Origin of the sequence: Alkalihalobacterium elongatum (genome assembly GCF_019024285.1) — a bacterium.
GTDB lineage: Bacteria > Bacillota > Bacilli > Bacillales > Bacillaceae_F > Alkalihalobacterium > Alkalihalobacterium elongatum.
Genome location: NZ_WMKZ01000038.1, coordinates 15,901 through 36,656, shown reverse-complemented (window position 1 = coordinate 36,656; position 20,756 = coordinate 15,901). Strand labels below are relative to the sequence as shown.

20 protein-coding genes and 1 tRNA gene are annotated in these 20,756 nt (G+C 37.0%); 1 reads left to right on the top strand and 20 read right to left on the bottom strand.

The genetic code is table 11. The features are described from left to right. Position 1 precedes the first annotated feature (1 nt). The 13 genes from GKP30_RS22160 to GKP30_RS22100 form a co-directional block, all read right to left on the bottom strand. A tRNA-Lys gene (locus GKP30_RS22160) sits at positions 2 to 74 on the bottom strand. A 377-nt stretch (positions 75 to 451) separates the two neighbouring features. Then, positions 452 to 1,738, bottom strand: coding sequence for an adenylosuccinate synthase (locus GKP30_RS22155; RefSeq protein WP_216831647.1), 1,287 nt, complete (start codon positions 1,736 to 1,738; stop codon positions 452 to 454). A gap of 304 nt (positions 1,739 to 2,042) precedes the next feature. Beyond that, complete coding sequence (dnaB, locus tag GKP30_RS22150; RefSeq protein WP_216831646.1) at positions 2,043 to 3,407, bottom strand: replicative DNA helicase; 1,365 nt, start codon at positions 3,405 to 3,407, stop codon at positions 2,043 to 2,045. A gap of 201 nt (positions 3,408 to 3,608) precedes the next feature. After that, positions 3,609 to 4,052: a 50S ribosomal protein L9 gene (gene rplI / locus GKP30_RS22145; protein ID WP_216831645.1), complete on the bottom strand. Its 444-nt coding sequence runs from the start codon at positions 4,050 to 4,052 to the stop codon at positions 3,609 to 3,611. A gap of 2 nt (positions 4,053 to 4,054) precedes the next feature. Beyond that, positions 4,055 to 6,019 carry a DHH family phosphoesterase gene (locus tag GKP30_RS22140; protein ID WP_216831644.1) on the bottom strand — a complete coding sequence of 655 codons (1,965 nt, stop codon included), beginning with the start codon at positions 6,017 to 6,019 and terminating at the stop codon, positions 4,055 to 4,057. 32 nt (positions 6,020 to 6,051) lie between these two features. Beyond that, positions 6,052 to 6,981, bottom strand: a complete 930-nt coding sequence (locus GKP30_RS22135; protein ID WP_216831643.1) for a YybS family protein — start codon at positions 6,979 to 6,981, stop codon at positions 6,052 to 6,054. 273 nt (positions 6,982 to 7,254) lie between these two features. Beyond that, on the bottom strand, positions 7,255 to 7,755 hold the full coding sequence (locus tag GKP30_RS22130) for a hypothetical protein (protein WP_216831642.1): 501 nt from the start codon (positions 7,753 to 7,755) through the stop codon (positions 7,255 to 7,257). 191 nt (positions 7,756 to 7,946) lie between these two features. Further along, the gene (gene rpsR, locus GKP30_RS22125) at positions 7,947 to 8,183 is read right to left on the bottom strand and encodes a 30S ribosomal protein S18 (RefSeq protein ID WP_209125205.1); all 237 of its coding nucleotides are present in this window, start codon (positions 8,181 to 8,183) and stop codon (positions 7,947 to 7,949) included. 73 nt (positions 8,184 to 8,256) lie between these two features. Then, positions 8,257 to 8,763 (bottom strand): single-stranded DNA-binding protein, encoded by a 507-nt coding sequence (ssb, locus tag GKP30_RS22120; RefSeq protein ID WP_216831641.1) that lies wholly within the window; start codon positions 8,761 to 8,763, stop codon positions 8,257 to 8,259. 67 nt (positions 8,764 to 8,830) lie between these two features. After that, positions 8,831 to 9,118 carry a 30S ribosomal protein S6 gene (rpsF, locus tag GKP30_RS22115; RefSeq protein WP_216831640.1) on the bottom strand — a complete coding sequence of 96 codons (288 nt, stop codon included), beginning with the start codon at positions 9,116 to 9,118 and terminating at the stop codon, positions 8,831 to 8,833. A gap of 252 nt (positions 9,119 to 9,370) precedes the next feature. Continuing rightward, entirely contained in the window at positions 9,371 to 10,468 is a 1,098-nt protein-coding gene (ychF, locus tag GKP30_RS22110; RefSeq protein WP_216831639.1) for a redox-regulated ATPase YchF, read from the bottom strand. 200 nt (positions 10,469 to 10,668) lie between these two features. Continuing rightward, a complete protein-coding gene (locus GKP30_RS22105; RefSeq protein ID WP_216831638.1) occupies positions 10,669 to 10,866 on the bottom strand; it encodes a DUF951 domain-containing protein in 198 nt (65 codons plus the stop codon). 87 nt (positions 10,867 to 10,953) lie between these two features. After that, positions 10,954 to 11,976 carry a YkvI family membrane protein gene (locus GKP30_RS22100; RefSeq protein WP_216831637.1) on the bottom strand — a complete coding sequence of 341 codons (1,023 nt, stop codon included), beginning with the start codon at positions 11,974 to 11,976 and terminating at the stop codon, positions 10,954 to 10,956. A gap of 155 nt (positions 11,977 to 12,131) precedes the next feature. Between GKP30_RS22100 and yyaC the strand changes: the two genes are divergently transcribed. Beyond that, entirely contained in the window at positions 12,132 to 12,782 is a 651-nt protein-coding gene (yyaC, locus tag GKP30_RS22095) for a spore protease YyaC (RefSeq protein ID WP_216831636.1), read from the top strand. Between the two features lie 17 nt (positions 12,783 to 12,799). On the opposite strand, the gene GKP30_RS22090 is transcribed toward yyaC, so the two are convergent. The 7 genes from GKP30_RS22090 to mnmG form a co-directional block, all read right to left on the bottom strand. Further along, a complete protein-coding gene (locus tag GKP30_RS22090) occupies positions 12,800 to 13,534 on the bottom strand; it encodes a DUF554 domain-containing protein (RefSeq protein ID WP_216831635.1) in 735 nt (244 codons plus the stop codon). 48 nt (positions 13,535 to 13,582) lie between these two features. Then, positions 13,583 to 14,737 (bottom strand): aminotransferase class V-fold PLP-dependent enzyme, encoded by a 1,155-nt coding sequence (locus tag GKP30_RS22085; RefSeq protein ID WP_216831634.1) that lies wholly within the window; start codon positions 14,735 to 14,737, stop codon positions 13,583 to 13,585. Between the two features lie 201 nt (positions 14,738 to 14,938). Further along, positions 14,939 to 15,790, bottom strand: a complete 852-nt coding sequence (locus GKP30_RS22080) for a ParB/RepB/Spo0J family partition protein (RefSeq protein ID WP_216831633.1) — start codon at positions 15,788 to 15,790, stop codon at positions 14,939 to 14,941. Then, on the bottom strand, positions 15,771 to 16,544 hold the full coding sequence (locus GKP30_RS22075; RefSeq protein WP_216831632.1) for a ParA family protein: 774 nt from the start codon (positions 16,542 to 16,544) through the stop codon (positions 15,771 to 15,773). Before GKP30_RS22075 ends, GKP30_RS22080 begins: the two co-directional genes overlap by 20 nt. 358 nt (positions 16,545 to 16,902) lie before the next feature. After that, positions 16,903 to 17,775 (bottom strand): nucleoid occlusion protein, encoded by an 873-nt coding sequence (gene noc / locus GKP30_RS22070; RefSeq protein ID WP_216831631.1) that lies wholly within the window; start codon positions 17,773 to 17,775, stop codon positions 16,903 to 16,905. Between the two features lie 355 nt (positions 17,776 to 18,130). After that, positions 18,131 to 18,850, bottom strand: coding sequence for a 16S rRNA (guanine(527)-N(7))-methyltransferase RsmG (rsmG, locus tag GKP30_RS22065; protein WP_216831630.1), 720 nt, complete (start codon positions 18,848 to 18,850; stop codon positions 18,131 to 18,133). Between the two features lie 16 nt (positions 18,851 to 18,866). Next, positions 18,867 to 20,756, bottom strand: a complete 1,890-nt coding sequence (mnmG, locus tag GKP30_RS22060) for a tRNA uridine-5-carboxymethylaminomethyl(34) synthesis enzyme MnmG (protein WP_216831629.1) — start codon at positions 20,754 to 20,756, stop codon at positions 18,867 to 18,869.

The following is a 20,756-nucleotide window of genomic DNA, read 5'->3' as shown; positions in this document are numbered from 1 at the left end:
GTGAGCCATGAAGGACTCGAACCTTCGACCCTCTGATTAAAAGTCAGATGCTCTACCAACTGAGCTAATGGCTCCTAGATTAAAGATGATTATTCAAACTGATGTTTCTTCCTCTACTCGTATTTCTTCGAGGCTAATGCGTCGAAACAACTCGTAGTATTTCGAGATACCTATGCTCGTTGCTCTACCAACTGTGCTAATGGCTCTCAATGTGTTAATTTAACTCGCTGTCGTTTCTTAACGACAAGAATTATATTAACATAAATTATTTTATTAAGCAAGTGTTTTTCAAAAAAAGTTTTAATTTTTTTAAGCCACTTGAGCTCTTTTCAAAGCACTCTTGAACAACCTTTAATAGAATACTGCAAAATCAGTCGAATTTCAATAGTTTTTTTTCAAAAAATAAAAGCAAGAATGAGTCTTTACCCATTCTTGCCTTAATGGTTAACTTTTAAACAAAAACACCACGAATTAAGTTTGTTTGATTACGATCTGGCCCGACTGAGAAGATCGTTAACGGAATTCCTGTTAGCTGCGACACACGTTCAACGTAATGACGTGCATTAGCAGGAAGTTCATCTAATGAACGAACACCTGTGATATCTTCATCCCAACCTGGTAACTCTTCGTACACTGGCTCACATTCAGCAAGTACTTTTAAACTAGCTGGGAATTGCTCGATGATTTCGCCTTTATACTTATAAGCTGTACAAATTTTTAATGTTTTAATGCCTGTTAATACATCAATTGAGTTTAATGATAAATCAGTTAAACCACTAACACGGCGGGCATGGCGGACAACAACGCTGTCAAACCAACCGACACGACGAGGACGACCAGTCGTTGTTCCATACTCATTTCCTACTTCACGGATACGATCACCAATTTCATCGTGAAGTTCAGTTGGGAATGGTCCATCACCTACACGTGTTGTATAAGCTTTAGAGACTCCAACTGCATGGTGAATTTTTGATGGTCCTACTCCAGAACCAATAGTAACTCCCCCAGCAATCGGGTTAGATGATGTAACAAAAGGATATGTACCTTGGTCGATATCTAACATAACCCCTTGTGCACCCTCAAATAATACGCGTCGTCCATCATCTAATGCGTCATTTAAAACAACTGACGTATCGCAAACGTATTGCGCAATTTGCTGACCATATTCATAATACTCATCAAGGAAGTCCTCTTTTTTGAAGCCTTCAACTTCGTAGTATTTTTCAAACATACGGTTCTTTTCTTCTAAATTACGATCAACTTTTTGTTCAAACTCTTCACGATCAAGTAAATCCGCAATTCGAATACCAATTCGCGCAGCCTTGTCCATATATGCTGGACCAATTCCTTTTTTTGTTGTACCAATCTTATTTGCACCTTTACGCTCTTCTTCTACAATATCTAATTTTAAGTGATATGGAAGAATGACATGTGCTCTGTTACTAATACGAAGATTGCTTGTATCGACATCGCGGTCATGTAAATATTTCAATTCTTCAACTAGTGCTTTTGGATCGATAACCATACCATTTCCAATTACACATACTTTATCTTTATAAAAGATCCCTGAAGGAATTAAATGTAGCTTATATTTCGTTCCATTGAAAACAATTGTATGTCCTGCGTTGTTTCCACCTTGATAGCGTGCAACTACTTCTGCTTTTTCAGAAAGATAGTCTGTAATTTTACCCTTTCCTTCGTCTCCCCATTGCGTTCCAACAACTACTACTGATGACATATGTGCACCTCCACAATTGCTTTTACACCTCTATGTATGTTGTGTAAATATTAGTGATCTTACTCAAACCATAGCTAGTTTAACAATTTACTTTCCTAAAGTCAATAAAACCCGAACATTATTTAATAATTTTTATTCATTTGTTCGTTAAATTTACATGGTTAGGGATTTAAAGCAAGTAAAAAAGACGAACTCAACTAACCTTAGCTTTCCTCAGTTTACCACGAAATACTACGCGTTTGAATCGCATTTATTTTGTGTCACTTAAGGTGCCTCGATTAGATTTGAGTTCGTCTATATATTTCTACGCTCCAGGTGGAATACTACTTTCATCATGACGTCGATCTAAGTTAACAAATTTATTATATTCTTTAACGAAAGCAAGCTCGACAGTACCAACGGGACCATTACGTTGCTTTGCTATAATAATCTCAATAATATTTTTGTTCTCTGATTCCTTATCATAGTAATCATCACGATATAAGAAGGCAACAATATCGGCATCCTGCTCGATACTTCCCGATTCACGAATATCACTCATCATCGGCCGTTTATCTTGTCTAGATTCTACACCACGTGATAACTGTGAAAGAGCGATAACCGGCACTTCTAATTCCCTCGCAATTGCTTTTAATGTACGAGAGATTTCAGAAACTTCCTGTTGACGGTTTTCGCCGCCTCTTCCACTACCTTGAATAAGCTGCAAATAATCAATTAAAATCATCCCTAAGCCTTTTTCCTGCTTGAGGCGTCGACATTTTGCACGAATATCATTTACTTTTACACCAGGAGTATCGTCAATATAGATCCCTGCTTTTGAAAGGCTCCCCATGGCCATCGTTAGCTTTTGCCAATCTTCAGGCTCTAATTGTCCTGTTCTCATCTTTTGTGCGTCTATATTTCCTTCTGCACACAGTATACGTTGAACAAGCTGACTAGCTGACATCTCAAGACTAAAAATTGCTACATTCTCATCCGTCTTTGTGGCAACATTTTGAGCAATATTTAAAGCAAAGGCTGTTTTACCTACTGAAGGACGAGCTGCAACAATGATCAGGTCATTTCGTTGGAACCCAGCTGTCATTCGATCGAGTTCAACAAACCCTGTTGCGATACCTGTAATATCACCTGTTTGCTTTTCAAGCATTTCAATTCTGTCATACGTCTCAACAAGAACGTCTTTTATTGAGATAAATGCACCAGAATTTTTGCGCTGTGCTACATCAAGAATTGTTTTCTCGGCAGTATCTAAAATAGCATCAACTTCGTCTTCACTTGTATAACCATCTGCGGCAATATTCGTCGCCACACGTATTAGTCTTCGTAATAACGATTTCTCTTCAACTATTTTACTATAATAATCAATGTTAGCCGCTGTTGGTACCGCGTTAGCTAAGTCACTTAAATAGGAGACTCCACCAATATCATCTAACCAATTACGGTCTTGAAGTTCAGAAGTTACAGTAATTAGATCAACAGGCTCTCCCTTTTCAGCAAGATTAAGCATAACTTCATAGATTCGTTGGTGAGCGGATCGATAAAAATCTTCGGGAATTAAACGTTCAGACGCAGTGACTAAAGCTTGCTCTTCTAAAAAAATTGCACCAAGTACAGCCTGCTCCGCTTCTATATTTTGGGGAGGGGTACGGTCAGCAAATAAATCACTCATTAAGATTCCTCCTCGCCTTGTAACACACTTTTTAAAGCAATTCTCTCTATTAGTAGCTCTGTAGCTCTATTTATTGTTAAGTATGGATGAACTGATATCCATCTTAGTCATATTTCTTCTTAGAAATATATTCTACCATAAAACATAAAAATGGTTGATTATTAAAATCAACCATTTTTGTATATTACATTAATGTTATTCTTATTGTTCTTTAACATGAACCTTTACAGTCGCAACAACTTCAGGGTGTATTTTAATCGGAACATTCGTATACCCTAGTGCACGGATTGGATCATCTAGCATAATCTTACGCTTATCTACTTTTTTCTTCATTTTTGCAAGCTCTTCAGCGATTTGCTTCGTAGAAACGGCTCCAAATAAACGGCCACCTTCACCGCTTTTCGCTTGAATTTCTACAGTGATACTTTCAAGTTCTTCTTTATATTTTTTCGCATCTGCCAATTCTTCAGCAGCTTTCTTTGACTCACTTTTCTTTTGTGCTTCAAGGTTTTTAACATTTCCCTGTGAAGCCTCAACAGCTAAATTTTGTGGGAAAAGGAAGTTTCGTGCATAACCTTCAGCAACATTTTTTACTTCTCCTTTTTTCCCTTTACCTTTTACATCCTCAAGAAAAATAACTTTCATCCTTAACTTCCCCCTTTTAAATATTCATCGATTACATCTCTTAACAGGTCTTCAGCTTCATCTAAAGAAATATCATCTAGTTGTGTAGCTGCATTCGTTAGATGCCCGCCACCCTTTAATTGCTCCATGATGAGCTGGACATTTATTTCTCCTAAAGAGCGAGCACTAATCCCAATACGTCCATCTTGACGCATTGAAATAACAAAGGCTGCTGCAATACCATCCATCGTTAAAAGAGTATCTGCCGCTTGTGCAATTAAGACTTGACTATAAACCTCATCTTCAGCTGCTTTGGCAATAGCTATTTCACCTTGGTAAATAAGCGCCGACTCAACTAACTTTGCTCGTCGAACATATTGATCCATATCTTCTTTAAGTAATCTCTGAACGAGAACCGTATCAGCGCCATTTCTTCTTAAGAAAGAAGCAGCATCGAATGTACGTGAGCCTGTTCTGACTGCAAAGCTCTTCGTATCAACAATAATTCCAGCTAATAGCGCTGTCGCCTCGAGAATATCCATTTTTAGTTTCTTTGGTTGATATTCTAGTAACTCTGTAACTAATTCCGCCGTAGAAGATGCATATGGCTCCATGTAAACTAGAACTGGGTCCGTAACAAACTCTTCTCCCCGCCTGTGATGGTCTAAGACAATCACACGATCGACACGATCTAATAGTTTGGGTTCGATGACGAGCGATGGTCGATGAGTATCAACAACAACAAGAAGGGTTTGGTCATTCGCTATTTCCACAGCCTCTTCTGGTGAAATAAAATGCGACCAAAGGTGATCATGTTTTTCAATTTCTTCCATTAACTTTTGCACATCTGAATGTATTTCATCCCTGTCTAAGACGATGTAACCATCTTTTCCATTGACTTCAGCAATTTTTAGAACCCCAATAGCCGCACCAATTGCATCCATATCAGGGTTCTTATGTCCCATTACAATAACTTTATTACTCTCTACAACAAAGTCTCGTAAAGCATGAGAAATCACACGAGCTCTTACACGAGTGCGTTTTTCCATCGCATTCGATTTCCCACCATAAAAATGAACTTTACCATTCTTTTCTTTAATGGCTACTTGATCACCACCACGACCAAGTGCCAAATCTAAACTGGATTGAGCAAGTGCACCAAGCTCCCTAATGGTTCCGTCACCACTGCCAATTCCGACACTCAAGGTAATTGGGATTTTTTCTTTTCCTGTTACTTCTCTAATTTCATCAAGGATTCCAAACTTCGTCTTCTCGATTAATTGGAGTGTTTGTTTATTAAAGATAGCCAAAAATCGGTCTGAACCAGTTCGTCTAAGTAAAATTTCGTAATCACTTGCCCACTTATTTAAGGTAGCTGTCACTTGACTCGACAATTTACTGCGAACTTGATCATCCATACCTTGAGTAACTTCATCATAGTTATCCAAATAAATTAAACCAACAACTGTTTGATCTTCTTCATACATTTCTTTCGTTTGAACCGTTTCAGTCACATCAAAAAAATAAAACAGTCGCTCATCTTTTTTTAGCTCAATTTGGAAAAAACGGTCGTTTAATGAAACTAAGCCTTCTTCTTTTTCTTCTTCTCTAATCGATAGAAGATGTTCAGAAAGGTCTCCTAATGGCTTTCCAATGAATGTATCTCCGAATATTTGATTTATGTACGGATTGACCCATTGCACGACATTTTCCTCATTATATAGTAGTATTCCTACCGGCAATTTGGTAACAGCTTCTTCGCCCGCCTTATTAATACGATACGAAAGCGTAGATATATAATCTTCTAACTGTTGTTCAAAAGAGATTCTCGCTTGAATCGTATAGATCAATAAAACACCTAGAAGAAAAAAGCCTATAATCCCAAGTTGCCATTGATAGTATGTTAATATTCCGATGAAAAGCACCGCTACAGTAAACAAGGAAATAACGTGATAACCATGCCACCGTTTCATCAAGAACTTAGGCATATTGTCAACTCCTACTTTAAATTGCTAACTTTTTATTTCTTCACTTTTTTTCGTAATTCAAAGCCTAAATCAATGATACCTAATATTCTTATTAAAAATAAGAACATTGGTAGAAGTAGTGTAAATACTGTGATGATAATAGGAACCACTTTCGGTACACCTTTTACATAACAGTAGTAAAATAAAAATGACAACCCTTGAATGACCATTACGAAGCCAAGTAAAGGGAACAGATTAATTAATACAATATAAATAAAAGAAGTTTCAGGAACTCCAATTAATACGACAATGGATACAATTAAATAATACCATAAAAATGACTTTGGAAACGTCCACTCTCTAAATGGCGGAAGCGGAGGTATATTTGGAAAAAATCGCTTCACGACTAAACGTGAGAATAATTGTGTGATTAGAGCTGCCGTTACCCCCATAATAACAATAATTAAAGGTCCTAATTCACCAATCATATTAATAAATTCATGGAATTGTTGTAATTGTTCATTTGGATCTTGACCAATTCCTATCAACATACCTTCAGCGGTTTCGATCGACTGGCGCATAAGCTCTTGAGTTGTATGTAATGGATGTATACCTAACAAGACAATACTCATAATGAATAACATGATAATACTAACAATATACGTTAAACTACCACCTAATAATACAGCTAATCCTGACTTTTCTCTCCGGTACAACTCCCCTACTACTAAACCACCTAATCCAAAGAAAAGAGGTATTGGAAGCCCAGCTAGTCCCGCAATAATGAATGTAATAAAAATCGTTACAACCCAAAACAAGACACCAGGCTTTAAGCCGTGGCGGAGAACATAAATAATAAATGGAATTGGCATGAACCAAATTAAGATCATTGAAATAAACGGTACAAAGATAAGTGCAATTACACCGATCCCAAAAAGAGCAGCTAATAGTGCCCCTTCGGTTAAGGCATTTGTTTTCTTCACATTTTCACCTCTCTTTTTTATCTCATCTATTTTACCTTAGTTTGAATTAAAATTAAAGAAAGCAATCTATTTCTATAGCAGAAAAAGAAGCACAGTAGAATGATAAGCTATTCCTCTGTGCTATAGAACATTCATTAGATGCACGTTTTTTTCTGAAACTCCTCTGGTACATTCTAGCGCCTTACTTTGAGTAACCGATTATGATATTGAATACTAATTACTATGTAAATCAATTATGGCTAATGAAAAAATAAACCTTTTTTTGTTCAGTAATTAACCACTTTCTTCCTTTTCACTGTCTATAACCTTTTTCATTCGAATGGCCCCTATTAAAAAAATGGTAATCGATAATAATAAACACATTCCACCAAACATTGAAATACCTGATCCTAATTGTATTGACCACATTTCAATAAATATACCAGATGGTAGAAAAGCTCCACCTACTAACAACAAAACAATTGCTAGTTTAAGCATCACTTCTGACAGATTAAAGTATTGAACAACAGAGGAGAGTGTTAGAGCAAGAACTCCTATTAGTGTCATATGACTATGAAAGTTACTACTCCTACCTCCAAACAATGTTTTATTTACATATTTATCCACTTCTCGTAAAGCTCCAGTTGCTGACTCTGAAGCAATTTCAATCGCATTCTTTAACGTTTCATTCTGTTCTTTCTTTACTGTCGGTAAAAACATACTAGAATAAACAGCACCGAATAAATTACCGCACAATATTAATACTAAACCTCCTACAATCAAAAGCTTTTTCATTTCCTATCCTCCTTTACTATTATTTTTGACCAACCTGTATATATTCATTCTTCATATAAGGGCTTAGCAAAAAGCACTGTAAAGGATATTGTTGATATAAATTAAATTCGACTGAAATAAAAACAAAACAAAAAGGCATGGTAGAGAGATTTAATTCTCTACCATGCCTAACAGTTAATAATTAGTAATTATTAGTTAACTTCATTAACGTACGGTAATAAAGCGATTTGACGAGCACGCTTAATTGCAGTAGTTAATTGACGTTGGTATTTTGCAGAAGTACCAGTTACACGACGAGGTAAGATTTTACCACGCTCAGAAATGAACTTCTTAAGAAGATCAGTATCTTTGTAATCGATTTTCTCGATTTTGTTTACAGTAAAGTAACATACTTTACGGCGTTTTGGTCCACGTCCTCTACGAGCCATTGTAATTCCTCCTTCATATTAGATTTATATATTCAATCCACTTTTTGTCCAGTCATGGGAGTTTTGTCTACAACTAGAATGGTAAATCATCATCAGAAATGTCAATGCTACTACCATCTGATGCAAACGGATCCTCGTCCAATCGAGATTGGTTACGATTAGGATTCTGTTGACCGTATCCTCCTTGGCCAGTTGGTGCTGGTCCACGGCTATAAAAGTCGTTTCCGCCTTGAGCACCGCCACCGCCGCCACCACCTGAACCTTTTGGCTCAAGAAATTGTACGCTATCAGCGACAACTTCTGTCACATAAACTCGGCGACCTTCATTATTATCATAGCTACGTGTCTGAATACGACCTTCTAAACCAGCAAGACTACCTTTTTTCAAGAAGTTTGCTACATTTTCAGCAGGCTTTCTCCAGACGATACAGTTAATAAAGTCAGCTTCACGATCACCTTGCTGATTCGAAAACGGTCGATTCACAGCAAGAGTAAAGTTCGCTACTGCTACACCATTTGGAGTATAACGTAACTCTGGGTCTTTTGTTAGACGCCCGACAAGGACGACACGGTTAATCATCAGAACCCCTCCCAATATTTCACTTCTTCTAGTAAAAGTTCAAAAGTTTCTAATGAACTTTTAATTTTTATTGTTCGTCTTTAACGATTAATAAACGAATGATGTTTTCGTTGATCTTAACTAGACGGTTGAATTCAGCAATTGCTTCTGGATTAGCCATTACATTAATTAAAACATAATAACCTTCGCGGAAGTCATTGATTTCATAAGCTAAACGACGTTTACCTTTTTCTTCAACCTTCTCGATCTCAGCACCATTATTAGTTAATACACCATTGAAACGCTCAACTAGCTCCTTTGTAGCAGCTTCATCAAGGTTTGGCGCAATAATGTACATGATTTCGTATTTACGCATTCCTCGTCACCTCCTTTTGGTCTAACGGCTCCATCAACGGAGCAAGGAGCAAAAAACAAATGTAATTTACTCACATTGAAGTATTATACCAGAGTGGCTTGTACTATACAAGCTTTTAAGAGCATATTCGAAAAGTCTGGGAAAATTGCTGTCGGTAGAAGACCTTCGACTAAGAGCCCCACGTCCTGTGGGAACGTCGAAGTCACTACATCCTGTGGTAACTCGTCCGCTTGCTATACTTACTTTAAAAGTTTAAACGTTAAAACGGAAGTGAATTACGTCTCCATCTTCGACAATATATTCTTTTCCTTCAAGGCGAACTTTCCCTTTTTCTTTCGCTACTGCCATTGTCCCTGCTTCCACAAGGTCATTATAAGCAACAACTTCAGCACGGATAAATCCACGTTCAAAATCAGAGTGAATGACACCTGCAGCTTGCGGTGCCTTCATTCCTTGCTTAATCGTCCATGCACGAACTTCTTGAACGCCAGCCGTAAAGTAAGTACGAAGACCAAGAAGATGGTAAGATGCACGAATTAACTGATCTAAACCAGATTCTTCAATGCCTAACTCTTCTAGGAACATCGCTTTTTCATCACCATCTAACTCAGCAATTTCCGATTCAATTTTTGCACAGACAACAATTACTTGAGAGTTTTCACTTACAGCAAACTCTTTTACCATTTTTACATATTCGTTATCGTCACCTAGTAAATCTTCTTCACTAACATTGGCTACGTATAAAACTGGCTTCATCGTCAATAGGTGAAGTCCGTAAACAACCTTTGCTTCCGCTTCTGTAAGCTCTACACTTCGAGCTGGTTTTTCATTCTCGAATGCTTCTTTAAGCTTTAATAGAGCTTCATGCTCTAACATCGCTTCTTTATCTTTTTGTCTCGCCATTTTTCCTACGCGATCGATTCGTTTATCAACTGATTCTAAATCAGCTAAAATCAATTCTAAATTGATTACTTCAATATCATTAATAGGGTTTACTCGACCGGCAACATGAGTAATGTTCTCATCTTCAAAACAGCGAACAACGTGACAAATTGCATCCACTTGACGAATATGAGATAAAAATTTATTTCCTAAACCTTCACCTTTACTTGCTCCTTCAACAATTCCAGCAATATCTGTGAATTCAAACGTTGTTGGTACTGTTTTTTTCGGTTGTACGAGCTCTGTTAATCGGTTAAGACGAACATCTGGTACTTCAACCATTCCAACATTCGGGTCAATCGTACAGAACGGGTAATTTGCAGATTCTGCTCCTGCTTGTGTTATTGCATTAAACAATGTTGATTTACCAACATTCGGTAAACCGACAATACCAGCTGTTAAAGCCATCGGTCATCACTTCCTTTAGATTAAAAAATTGCATAATATCGCCATTATCTTTATACCTTTCACAATTATAGAGATAGTTCAAAAAAAAAACAAGAAGCTGACCAGCCGTATCCCCCTCATTTGTAGACAAATAGTAAAATATCGTACATTTTACTATCCATGGGTTCTACGACTTTAAATAGTCCACTTCCTGTTCGTGATCATTGTTCGCCTTTTTCAATGATCTTTTTTAATTTTCGACTAAACTCTTTTCTGGGCAGCATTACACTATGGTTACAGCCTTGACATTTTATACGGATGTCCATTCCCATCCGTATAATCTTCCAACGATTTTCTCCACATGGATGGGCTTTTTTCATTTCAACAACATCATTAATCTCAAAATTTTTATCGCTCATGAATCGACCTCCTCTACCAAGAGACGTTCGTCCATTTTTCATTATTATACACTACTATAATGAAAAGAAGGAATTTGGTAAAGGTATTTATTTACTGAATGTTCCCTTCCGCAATATCGGATAAAGGAGGATCGCAGCCAAAACATATAAATTCAAAACACCATATAATGGGTACAAGATGGAAATGAGTGTTGAGAAACCAAATGTCGTGAGCGGGACCATTGTCATTAAGAGTATTGTAGCTAGAAGCCATACAGGTAACTTAACATACTCTCTAAATCTTGACACTAAGCCAAAAACTCCAGCTGCTGCTGTCGTATAAATAGCAATCCATAACAATCCTGACATAAGTAAAACCATGAAATAAGGATAATGCTTTAAAATAGCGAAAAGTGGAATTTCATACAAAATGATTTCCCCAGCCACTTGAAGCAACGACTCATTATATAAAAATGAGATGCTTCCTAAAATGACTCCACTCCCAATACTCGCTATCCAGATTTCACCTTCATGTTTAATTTCCTTTCCAATCGCTGATAAAACGGCAATTAAGGGTAAAATATTCAAAGCTGTAAAGGTTAAAGCCGCAGGCCAGTTCCTTTGTTCACTCAATGAAATTTCAAAGGGAAAGCCCTTCATGTATTGGAAGGCAAACAGAACGGTTAACAAACAAATAATTAAAATGGGAATAACAAATGCATTCATTGATGTCATTCCTTTTGTATCCCATACGAATAGTAAAATAAGCAAACTACAAATGATACCAATTCCGAACCAATAAGGTAAATGAATGACTTCTAACGTAGCTCCTCCACCTGCAAGCATAATAACTGTTGTAGAAAACAAATAAAGGACAATCATTACATCATATACTTTAGTAAACTGCTTTCCCATCAACGTTTGCAATACTGGAATATAGTGAGAAGATTGAAACTTGTAGCTGATTTTTAAAATAACTGTACAACTCACAATAAACAAAATGGCAAATAGTATAATTGCTAGTCCACTTTCACTCCCAAAAAATTCCCACAGTTCTCTTCCAGAAGCATACCCTGCTCCTATCATCGTACCAATAATTAAAAATAACCATTTTAGTCCATTAGTCACCAATTCAATGTCTCTCCTTCCAATGCTTGTACTTTTAGCAAAACAGAAAGGATAGTTTCCATAGCCTCTATATCTTTGCTACCTTTTCTTCTCTCTTTATGTATAGAAAGGAAAAAATATCCGTATACTGTTACTACTATTGCAAAGGAGAGAAATATATGATTCTTAATCGAAATATTTTTCCTAAAAAAGCTCCTCCTTCTCGTTTTCATATGGATGAGCCTAATGCAAAACATTCGATTTCAGAACAACTTGGTGAAATATTAAGCCCGCACGCGCATCGTGATCTAGTCATTGTTTGCATTGGTACAGATCGTTCAACGGGAGATTCTTTAGGTCCTTTAATTGGTACGAAGCTTTCCGAAAAGCATTTATCAAAATTTACGGTATACGGAACACTCGAACACCCTGTCCACGCTGTCAATCTTGAGGAAAAACTATCAGAAATCGATCAGAATCATAGAAACCCTTATATCATCGGTATCGATGCATGCCTGGGACGTTTAAATAGTGTTGGGCATATTACTGTTGCTAAGGGCCCTGTTAAACCAGGTGCTGCTGTTAATAAGAAATTGCCAGAAGTCGGAAATATGCACATTACTGGCATAGTTAATGTTGGTGGAATGATGGAATATTTTGTCTTACAGAATACAAGATTGCATACCGTGATGAAAATGGCTAACCTTGTTGCTTCTAGCTTATATTTAACAGATCATACTCTCTCCGAACGGCCAGAGAAAAAAACAAGTCTATTACAAACGTTAAAACCTAGTATTTTTCTACGAGAACGAAAAGAAACTCATCTGTAATAGATGAGTTTCTTTTTTTACCCAAAAAATGAGAAAAAGGCAATAATTGAGTTCCAATAATATACGCATGTTACTAAAATAGCTGTAACCAGTATCGAAGGTAGTAAATTCGCTACCCTAATTTTCGTCAGCCCTAATATATTTAATCCAATCGCGATAATCATAATTCCACCAGTAGCTGTCATTTCAACGATAAAAGTATCCATTAACTCTGTAGGTATGAATCGGTCAATTTGTGTCGCAAATAATGCAATGGCTCCTTGATAAATCATCACGGGGATTGCTGAAAAAATAACACCTATACCTAAGGCTGAAGTAAAAATAATTGCTGAAAATCCATCAAGCATTGCCTTGGTATATAATACAGAATGATCTCCACGTAAACCACTATCTAAAGCACCAATAATCGCCATTGCACCTACAACATAGATTAAGGTAGTCGTTACAAACCCTTTGGCAATTCCTCCACTTTCTTTTGCCCCTACTTTCGTTTCTAACCACTTACCTAAACGATTTAATTTTTCTTCTAAATCCCAGCGTTCTCCAAGCAATGCACCTACCACTAAACTACCAATGACAATAAGAAATTGATCACTTTTTAACCCCATATTTATTCCTAAAACAATAACAGCCAATGAAATAGCTTGCATGACAGTTGATTTTACTCGCTCTGGAATATTTTTAATAAGCGATCCTAACAATGCCCCTAAAATAATTGCCACGCCATTGACAATCGTACCTAATAAAACCATAGTTTCTCCACCTTTAGCACAATCTCTTTCTTTTTTTCATAAAAGCGATTAAAAGAAAGATTTTATCTCTTTAACAGCTTCTATAAAACGTTCCACTTCTTCTATTGTATTATACAGCCCAAAGCTCACACGAATAGCTCCTATTTCATTGGTCCCTATTAAGGAATGAGCTAATGGCGAACAATGCAAACCAGAACGGACTCCAATTTGATAATGTTGGTCTAAAATCATCGCAGCTTCATGAATATCAATGCCTTCAATAGTAAATGAAATAACTGCTAATCGATTGGTATTTCCATCTGGACCCAAAATATAAATACCCTCTATTTCATTTAGTCTATTAAGACAATAAGAGGTTAGCTCAGCCTCATGTTCATAAATTTTCCTCAAACCTATTCTGTTAATTTCCTCTATTCCAGCTAAAAGTCCAGCAATTCCAGGAGTATTTAACGTACCACTTTCATATCGCTCTGGTCTTTTTTGCGGCTGGCCAACGTCTTCAGAATGACTACCTGTCCCGCCATAAATTAACGGAACTAAATCGACGTGGTCTCCTACAATAAGGACACCTGTTCCTTGTGGTCCCATTAAGCCCTTATGTCCAGGAAATGCAAGCACATCAATATTCATTTCTTTCATATCGATTGGTAATACTCCTGCAGTTTGTGAGGCATCTACTATGAATAGAAGATTATGTGCCTTAGCAATCTGGCCTATTTTTTCAATCGGTAGGATCGTTCCAGTAACATTCGAACCATGGCTAACAATAATCGCCTTCGTTCGCTCATTAATCTCATTTTCAAATAATTCAAACAACCTTTTACCATCTACATCTGGTTGAATATATGAAATAGAAATACCTTTCGTATCCTTCACTCTTTCCAAGGGACGTCTCACAGAATTGTGTTCAAAGCTTGTTGATATGACATGATCTCCAGCTTCAAATTGAATTCCTTGTATTGCTTGATTTAGTGCCTGTGTTGCATTCATATAAAAACAAACATTTGCTGGGTTTTTCTCACCGAACATCTCAGCTAATTTTTTTCGTGCTGTAAAAATAACATCATTTGCACGTACTGCTAGAGAATGCCCTCCCCTACCTGGATTAGCTCCATATTCAGTAATCGCTTCTAGGACCGCTTGTCCAACCTTTTCTGGTTTTGGAAACGACGAAGCAGCTTGGTCAAAATAAATGTAGCTCATATTGTTCACCTACTTACCATATACTTTATAAACGAGGTTGTAATAAAAACATATTGTTTGACTTCCGTTGATTAGAGCTCATCATTCGAAAACAGTATAATACTTCTAAGTCTTTTCTTACACCCATATTACTTACCATATAATTACTAAAAAGACAAAGAAAAGCCACCAATATTTGATGACTCTTCTTTCAATTTGTTATCATTCAGTTTCCCTATCTAATAAGACTAATATCCGTTCTAAATCATCTTCAGAGAAAAAGTCAATTTCTATCTTACCTTTGTTCTTACCTTTTTTTATCGTAACCGATGTCCCAAAATAATTTCGTAATGATTCCTCTCTTGACTTTAAAAAAGGAGATTTCGTCTCTTTTTGTTTTTTTGTTTCACGTGAAACATTGTCATTGATCTTTTGGACGAGCCTTTCCAACTCGCGTACACTTAACTTCTCCTTCATGACCTTCTCAAGAATTGAAGACAGTGAACTTTTATCCTTTAAACCTAATAACGCACGGCCATGCCCCATTGACAATTTCCCGTCTTGAATGAGTTGTTGCACTAAGTTTGGTAGTTGTAACAAGCGAAGGTGATTGGCTACATGAGGCCGGCTTTTACCTAATCGAATAGCTAATTGTTCTTGAGTGACTTGTAAATGTTGCATTAGTTTTTCATAGGCAATGGCCTCTTCGATTGGATTTAAATCTTCCCGTTGTAAATTCTCAATAAGGGCAAACTCCATCATCTTCTCTTCTGTTAAATCTCTAACAACAACGGGAACTGTTTCAAGGCCAGCTTCGATTGCAGCTCTATATCTTCTCTCACCTACTACTATTTCGTAGCCTTTTATACTTTTTCTAACAATTAGCGGTTGAAGAATTCCATGGTTTTGAATCGATTCTTTTAATTCTTCAATTGCTTTTTCCGAAAAATGCTTTCGAGGCTGGTATGGATTGGGACGTAAATCGCCCACCCTTACTTCCTTAACCTTCTCTTCTTTTTCATTAGCTGCTTCCGGAAAAAAAGCTTGAAGCCCTTTACCTAACCCTTTGGCCATCAGCTACCACTTCCTTTGCTAATTCTAAATAGACTTCTGCACCTCTTGATTTCGGATCGTAGATAATAATAGGTTTTCCATGACTTGGCGCTTCACCAAGTCGAACATTTCTTGGAATAATCGTTTGAAAAACTTTCTCTCGGAAGTATTTTTTTACTTCATCGATGACTTGAATTCCAAGATTAGTCCTAGCGTCTAACATAGTTAGTAAGACACCTTCTATTTCTAATTCTGTATTTAAATGTTTTTGAACTAACCTCACCGTGTTTAATAACTGGCTTAACCCTTCTAATGCATAGTACTCACATTGAACAGGGATAAGCACTGAATCAGCTGCAGTTAAAGCATTAATAGTTAATAAACCTAATGAAGGTGGACAATCAATGATCATATAATCATATTCTTCAGCTACTGAAAGTAATGCTCGTTTTAAACGAACTTCTCTTGAAATAGTAGGAACTAACTCTATTTCTGCACCAGAAAGCTGTATGGTAGAAGGAATAATATGTAGGTTTTCTACATTTGTTACTTTAATTACTTCATGAGCAGGAACATCTTCAACTAAAATATCGTAAACACATTGATCAACATCGCCTTTTTCGACACCAGTACCACTGGTAGCATTTCCTTGAGGATCGATGTCTACAAGTAAGACTTTTTTTCCGATATATGCTAAGCAGGCGCTTAAATTAACTGCAGTTGTTGTTTTTCCAACCCCACCTTTCTGGTTGGCCACCGCAATGATCTTCCCCATCCTGACACCTTCTTTCTTCTCTAAAACACACTTACAATTTTATTCTATCATGAAATGTTTTTATTGTTTTCTTTAATTTAAAATTTTTACTTTTTTCCTTCAATTCTCCTATATAGAAAAACGGAAGGCGTCGTTTATTGGCGATAAGCGCTGGAGGGCCAACAAAAGTGTCCGTTCTTTGGACACGTTGATGGACCGAAGCGACCTCGAGCCGATGACGCCTGCAGCTAGACATCGAAAAGCGGAAGCGCCCGATTATTGGCGACAAGCGCTGGAGGGCCTGCCAAAAGTGCCCTGCAGTATATAAAAGCACTGTTAAATAAAATGCTATAAAAAAATAACCTATCATAAAGATAGATTACTTTTTTGGGATCCGTATCGTAAATTGGTAGAATTCATCATTTTCTTCTTCTGCTGTATCAACGTCTAGCCCCGTCTTCATAACCATATCCACCGATTGTCTAATGGTATTCATTGCAATTCGCATATCCTTTGAATATAGTTTATGTTTAGGCTTTTTCTTTTTAGGAGCTTCAGTTGCTTCTAGTTTAGCCTTTACCCGTTCTTCTGTTTGTTTTACATTTAAGCCTTTTTCAATAATCTCTTCTAATATCTGTTCTTGTAACTCAGGGTTTTTCAAAGAAATTAAAGCTCTGGCATGCCGCTCTGTAATTTTTCTTTCTAAAATGGCATCTTGAACAGACTGCGGTAAATTAAGCAGTCTTAATTTATTTGCGATAGTTGATTGGCCTTTTCCAAGTCTTTGTGCAAGACTTTCTTGAGTTAATCCGTGCAATTCCAGAAGCTTAGCATAAGCAATTGCTTCTTCAATAGCTGTTAAACCTTCGCGTTGAAGGTTCTCAATCAATGCAACAGATGCTGTTTGCGAATCATTAAATTCTTTAATAATAGCAGGGATCGTTTCCCAACCTAGACTAGTTACTGCTCTCCAACGTCTTTCCCCGGCAATTATTTCATATTGATCATCACGTTTTCTAACTACAATCGGTTGGATAACACCATGAGTTTTAATAGTTTGTGCTAATTCTTCAATTCTTTCATTATCAAAAACAGTACGTGGTTGAAACCGATTTGGAACAATTTCATGAATAGGAATCTGTTTTACTTCTTCTCTTTCCTCATTTACTTCACTGTCTTTCTTTTCACCTGTTTCCACTTCTTCTTCATTTCTCTCTCCGAAGCCGAATAGGCGTGAAAACGGCTGTTTCATCGCCTGACACCACCTTCTGAATAATACCGTCTATTATATAGTATTTATTTCGATAAGATCATACAATATTCCTGCTTATATCTATAAGTCTTTTATATCTTGATTTAAAGCTTCACGTCAAGTATTTATTGTTAGATTAGGTGTTTCACGTGAAACAATTTGATTATATTCTATGAAAAAAGTTTATCATATTAATAGTATAATTATATCATTTGTTAAAAATTACCGGTATATAAAGTAAGTCAGAACTGTATTAATTTTCCATTTGGATGATTAAAATTACAGTCAAAAATTCGAGCTGTTGTAACTATATCTTCATTCCGATCCGCTTATAGCCTAACAACAGCTCATTCCTTTATACGATAGGTTGTTTATTTGGAGTACCTGGTTTTCTTGGATACTTGTTTGGTGTTGTTTTTATTTTGTCTACTATAATAATGTGACGTTCACTTTCTTCGATCGGTAAAACAAAACGTTCATCTTTGACCAGCTTACCACCCAGTAATGAAATTGCCTTCTTCCCCTCTTGCAATTCATCGTTTGCTCCAGCGCCCTTCATCGCAATAAACGTTCCATTTACTTTTACTAATGGTAGACAAAGTTCTGTAAGCACAGGCATTCTTGCTACCGCTCTCGCCATTACAACATCATACTTTTCACGATGGTCTTTATTTTTCCCAAATAATTCAGCACGATCATGGAAAAAAGACACATTGTCTAAGTTTAACGTTTCAGCTAAGTGATTTAAAAATCCTATACGCTTATTTAAAGAGTCTACAATACTGACATGAAGGTGAGGAAAACAAATCTTTAGAGGTATACTTGGAAATCCTGCCCCTGCTCCAACATCAATGATTTTATAGGGCTCATTTGAAAAGTCATAATAAAAGGCAGCTGAGATTGAATCGAAGAAGTGTTTTAAATACACTTCATTCTCTTCAGTAATGGCCGTCAAGTTCATCTTCTCATTCCACTCAACAAGTGTATGGTAATATTTATTAAATTGTTCTAATTGTGTTGGAGAAAGAGTAATCCCCTTCTCCTCTAACATTTGCTGAAATTGATCTTTACTCATAGTTCCTCCATGTATGTTAGGATGGTTTTACTTTTGCTAATTTTCCTTGCTCTAAATAAACAAGCAATATCGAAATATCAGCTGGATTTACTCCTGATACACGAGAAGCTTGACCGACAGATAAAGGACGAACTTGACTTAACTTTTGCTTAGCTTCGGTCGCCAATCCAGAAATCGCCTGATAATCTAGGTCTTCTGGGATTTTTTTGTCTTCCATTTTCATTGCTCGTTCTACTTGCTGTAATTGTTTTTCAATATAACCTTCATATTTAACTTGAATTTCTACTTGTTCAGCCACATCATCAGAAATCTCACCATCGGCTGGGACCATTTGCTCTATTATTTTATAGTTGATCTCAGGTCTTTTTAATAAGTTCGCTGCACGGACTCCATCTTGTAATGGAGATGACTGCGCAGCCACCAATAATGATTGAACTTCATCACTTGGCTTAATCATAACCGTTTCTAAACGTTCCTTTTCTTTTTCAATCAACAGTTTCTTTTCTTTAAATCGCTCATAGCGCTCTTCTGTAATTAAACCAATTTCATAACCTAGCTCTGTTAGCCTTAAGTCTGCATTGTCATGTCGAAGTAACAGACGATGTTCTGCACGTGATGTTAACAAACGGTATGGTTCATTTGTTCCTTTTGTCACTAAATCATCAATGAGTACACCGATATAAGCTTGGGAACGGTCAAGGATAATACCATCTTTTCCCTGGGAATAACGGGCTCCATTAATTCCTGCAATAACCCCTTGCCCTGCAGCTTCTTCATAACCAGATGTTCCATTAATCTGTCCCGCTGTAAATAAACCTGAAACTTTTTTTGTTTCAAGAGTCGGCCACAACTGCGTCGGTACAATTGCATCATACTCAATTGCATAACCTGGCCGCATCATGCGAACATTTTCTAGACCTGGAATCGTCTTTAACATTTTTAATTGTACCTCTTCAGGCAAGCTTGTTGAAAAACCTTGTACGTAGACTTCCCTTGTATTTCGACCTTCGGGTTCTAAGAAAATTTGGTGACGTGGTTTATCATTAAAACGAACCACCTTATCTTCAATTGAAGGACAATATCTCGGACCTGTACCTTCAATGACACCAGAATACATCGGCGAACGGTGTAAATTATCATTAATAATATGATGTGTTTGTTCACTCGTGTATGTTAGCCAGCACGGTAACTGATCGGTAATATATTTTGTCGTCTCGTATGAAAAAGCTCGAGGAGTATCATCCCCTGGCTGGATTTCTGTTTTTGAGTAATCAATTGTACTACTATTAACGCGTGGCGGTGTTCCTGTTTTGAAACGCACCAAATCAAACCCTAATTCTTTAAGATGATATGAAAGCTTAACTGAAGGCTGCATATTGTTTGGACCACTCTCATATGCTAAATCACCAAGAATAATTTTTCCTCTTAGGTAGGTTCCAGTTGTAATAATTACTGCTTTAGAACGATACTCTGCACCTGTGTTTGTAATGACACCTTTACAAACTCCGTCTTCTACAATTAAACGATCAACCATTCCCTGACGAAGTAATAAATTTCCCTCTTCCTCGATGGTTTTCTTCATTTCATGCTGGTACATAAATTTATCTGCTTGGGCTCGTAATGCACGAACTGCAGGGCCTTTTCCTGTGTTAAGCATACGCATTTGGATATGGGTTTTATCTATATTACGTCCCATCTCTCCGCCTAAGGCATCGATTTCTCGTACGACGATCCCTTTGGCAGGTCCTCCTACTGAAGGGTTACACGGCATATAGGCTACTGCATCTAAATTTAAAGTTAAAATTAACGTTTGAGCTCCCATTCGTGCTGCTGCAAGGCCAGCCTCACAGCCTGCATGACCCGCACCAATGACGATTACGTCAAACTCACCACCTTGATACTGCAT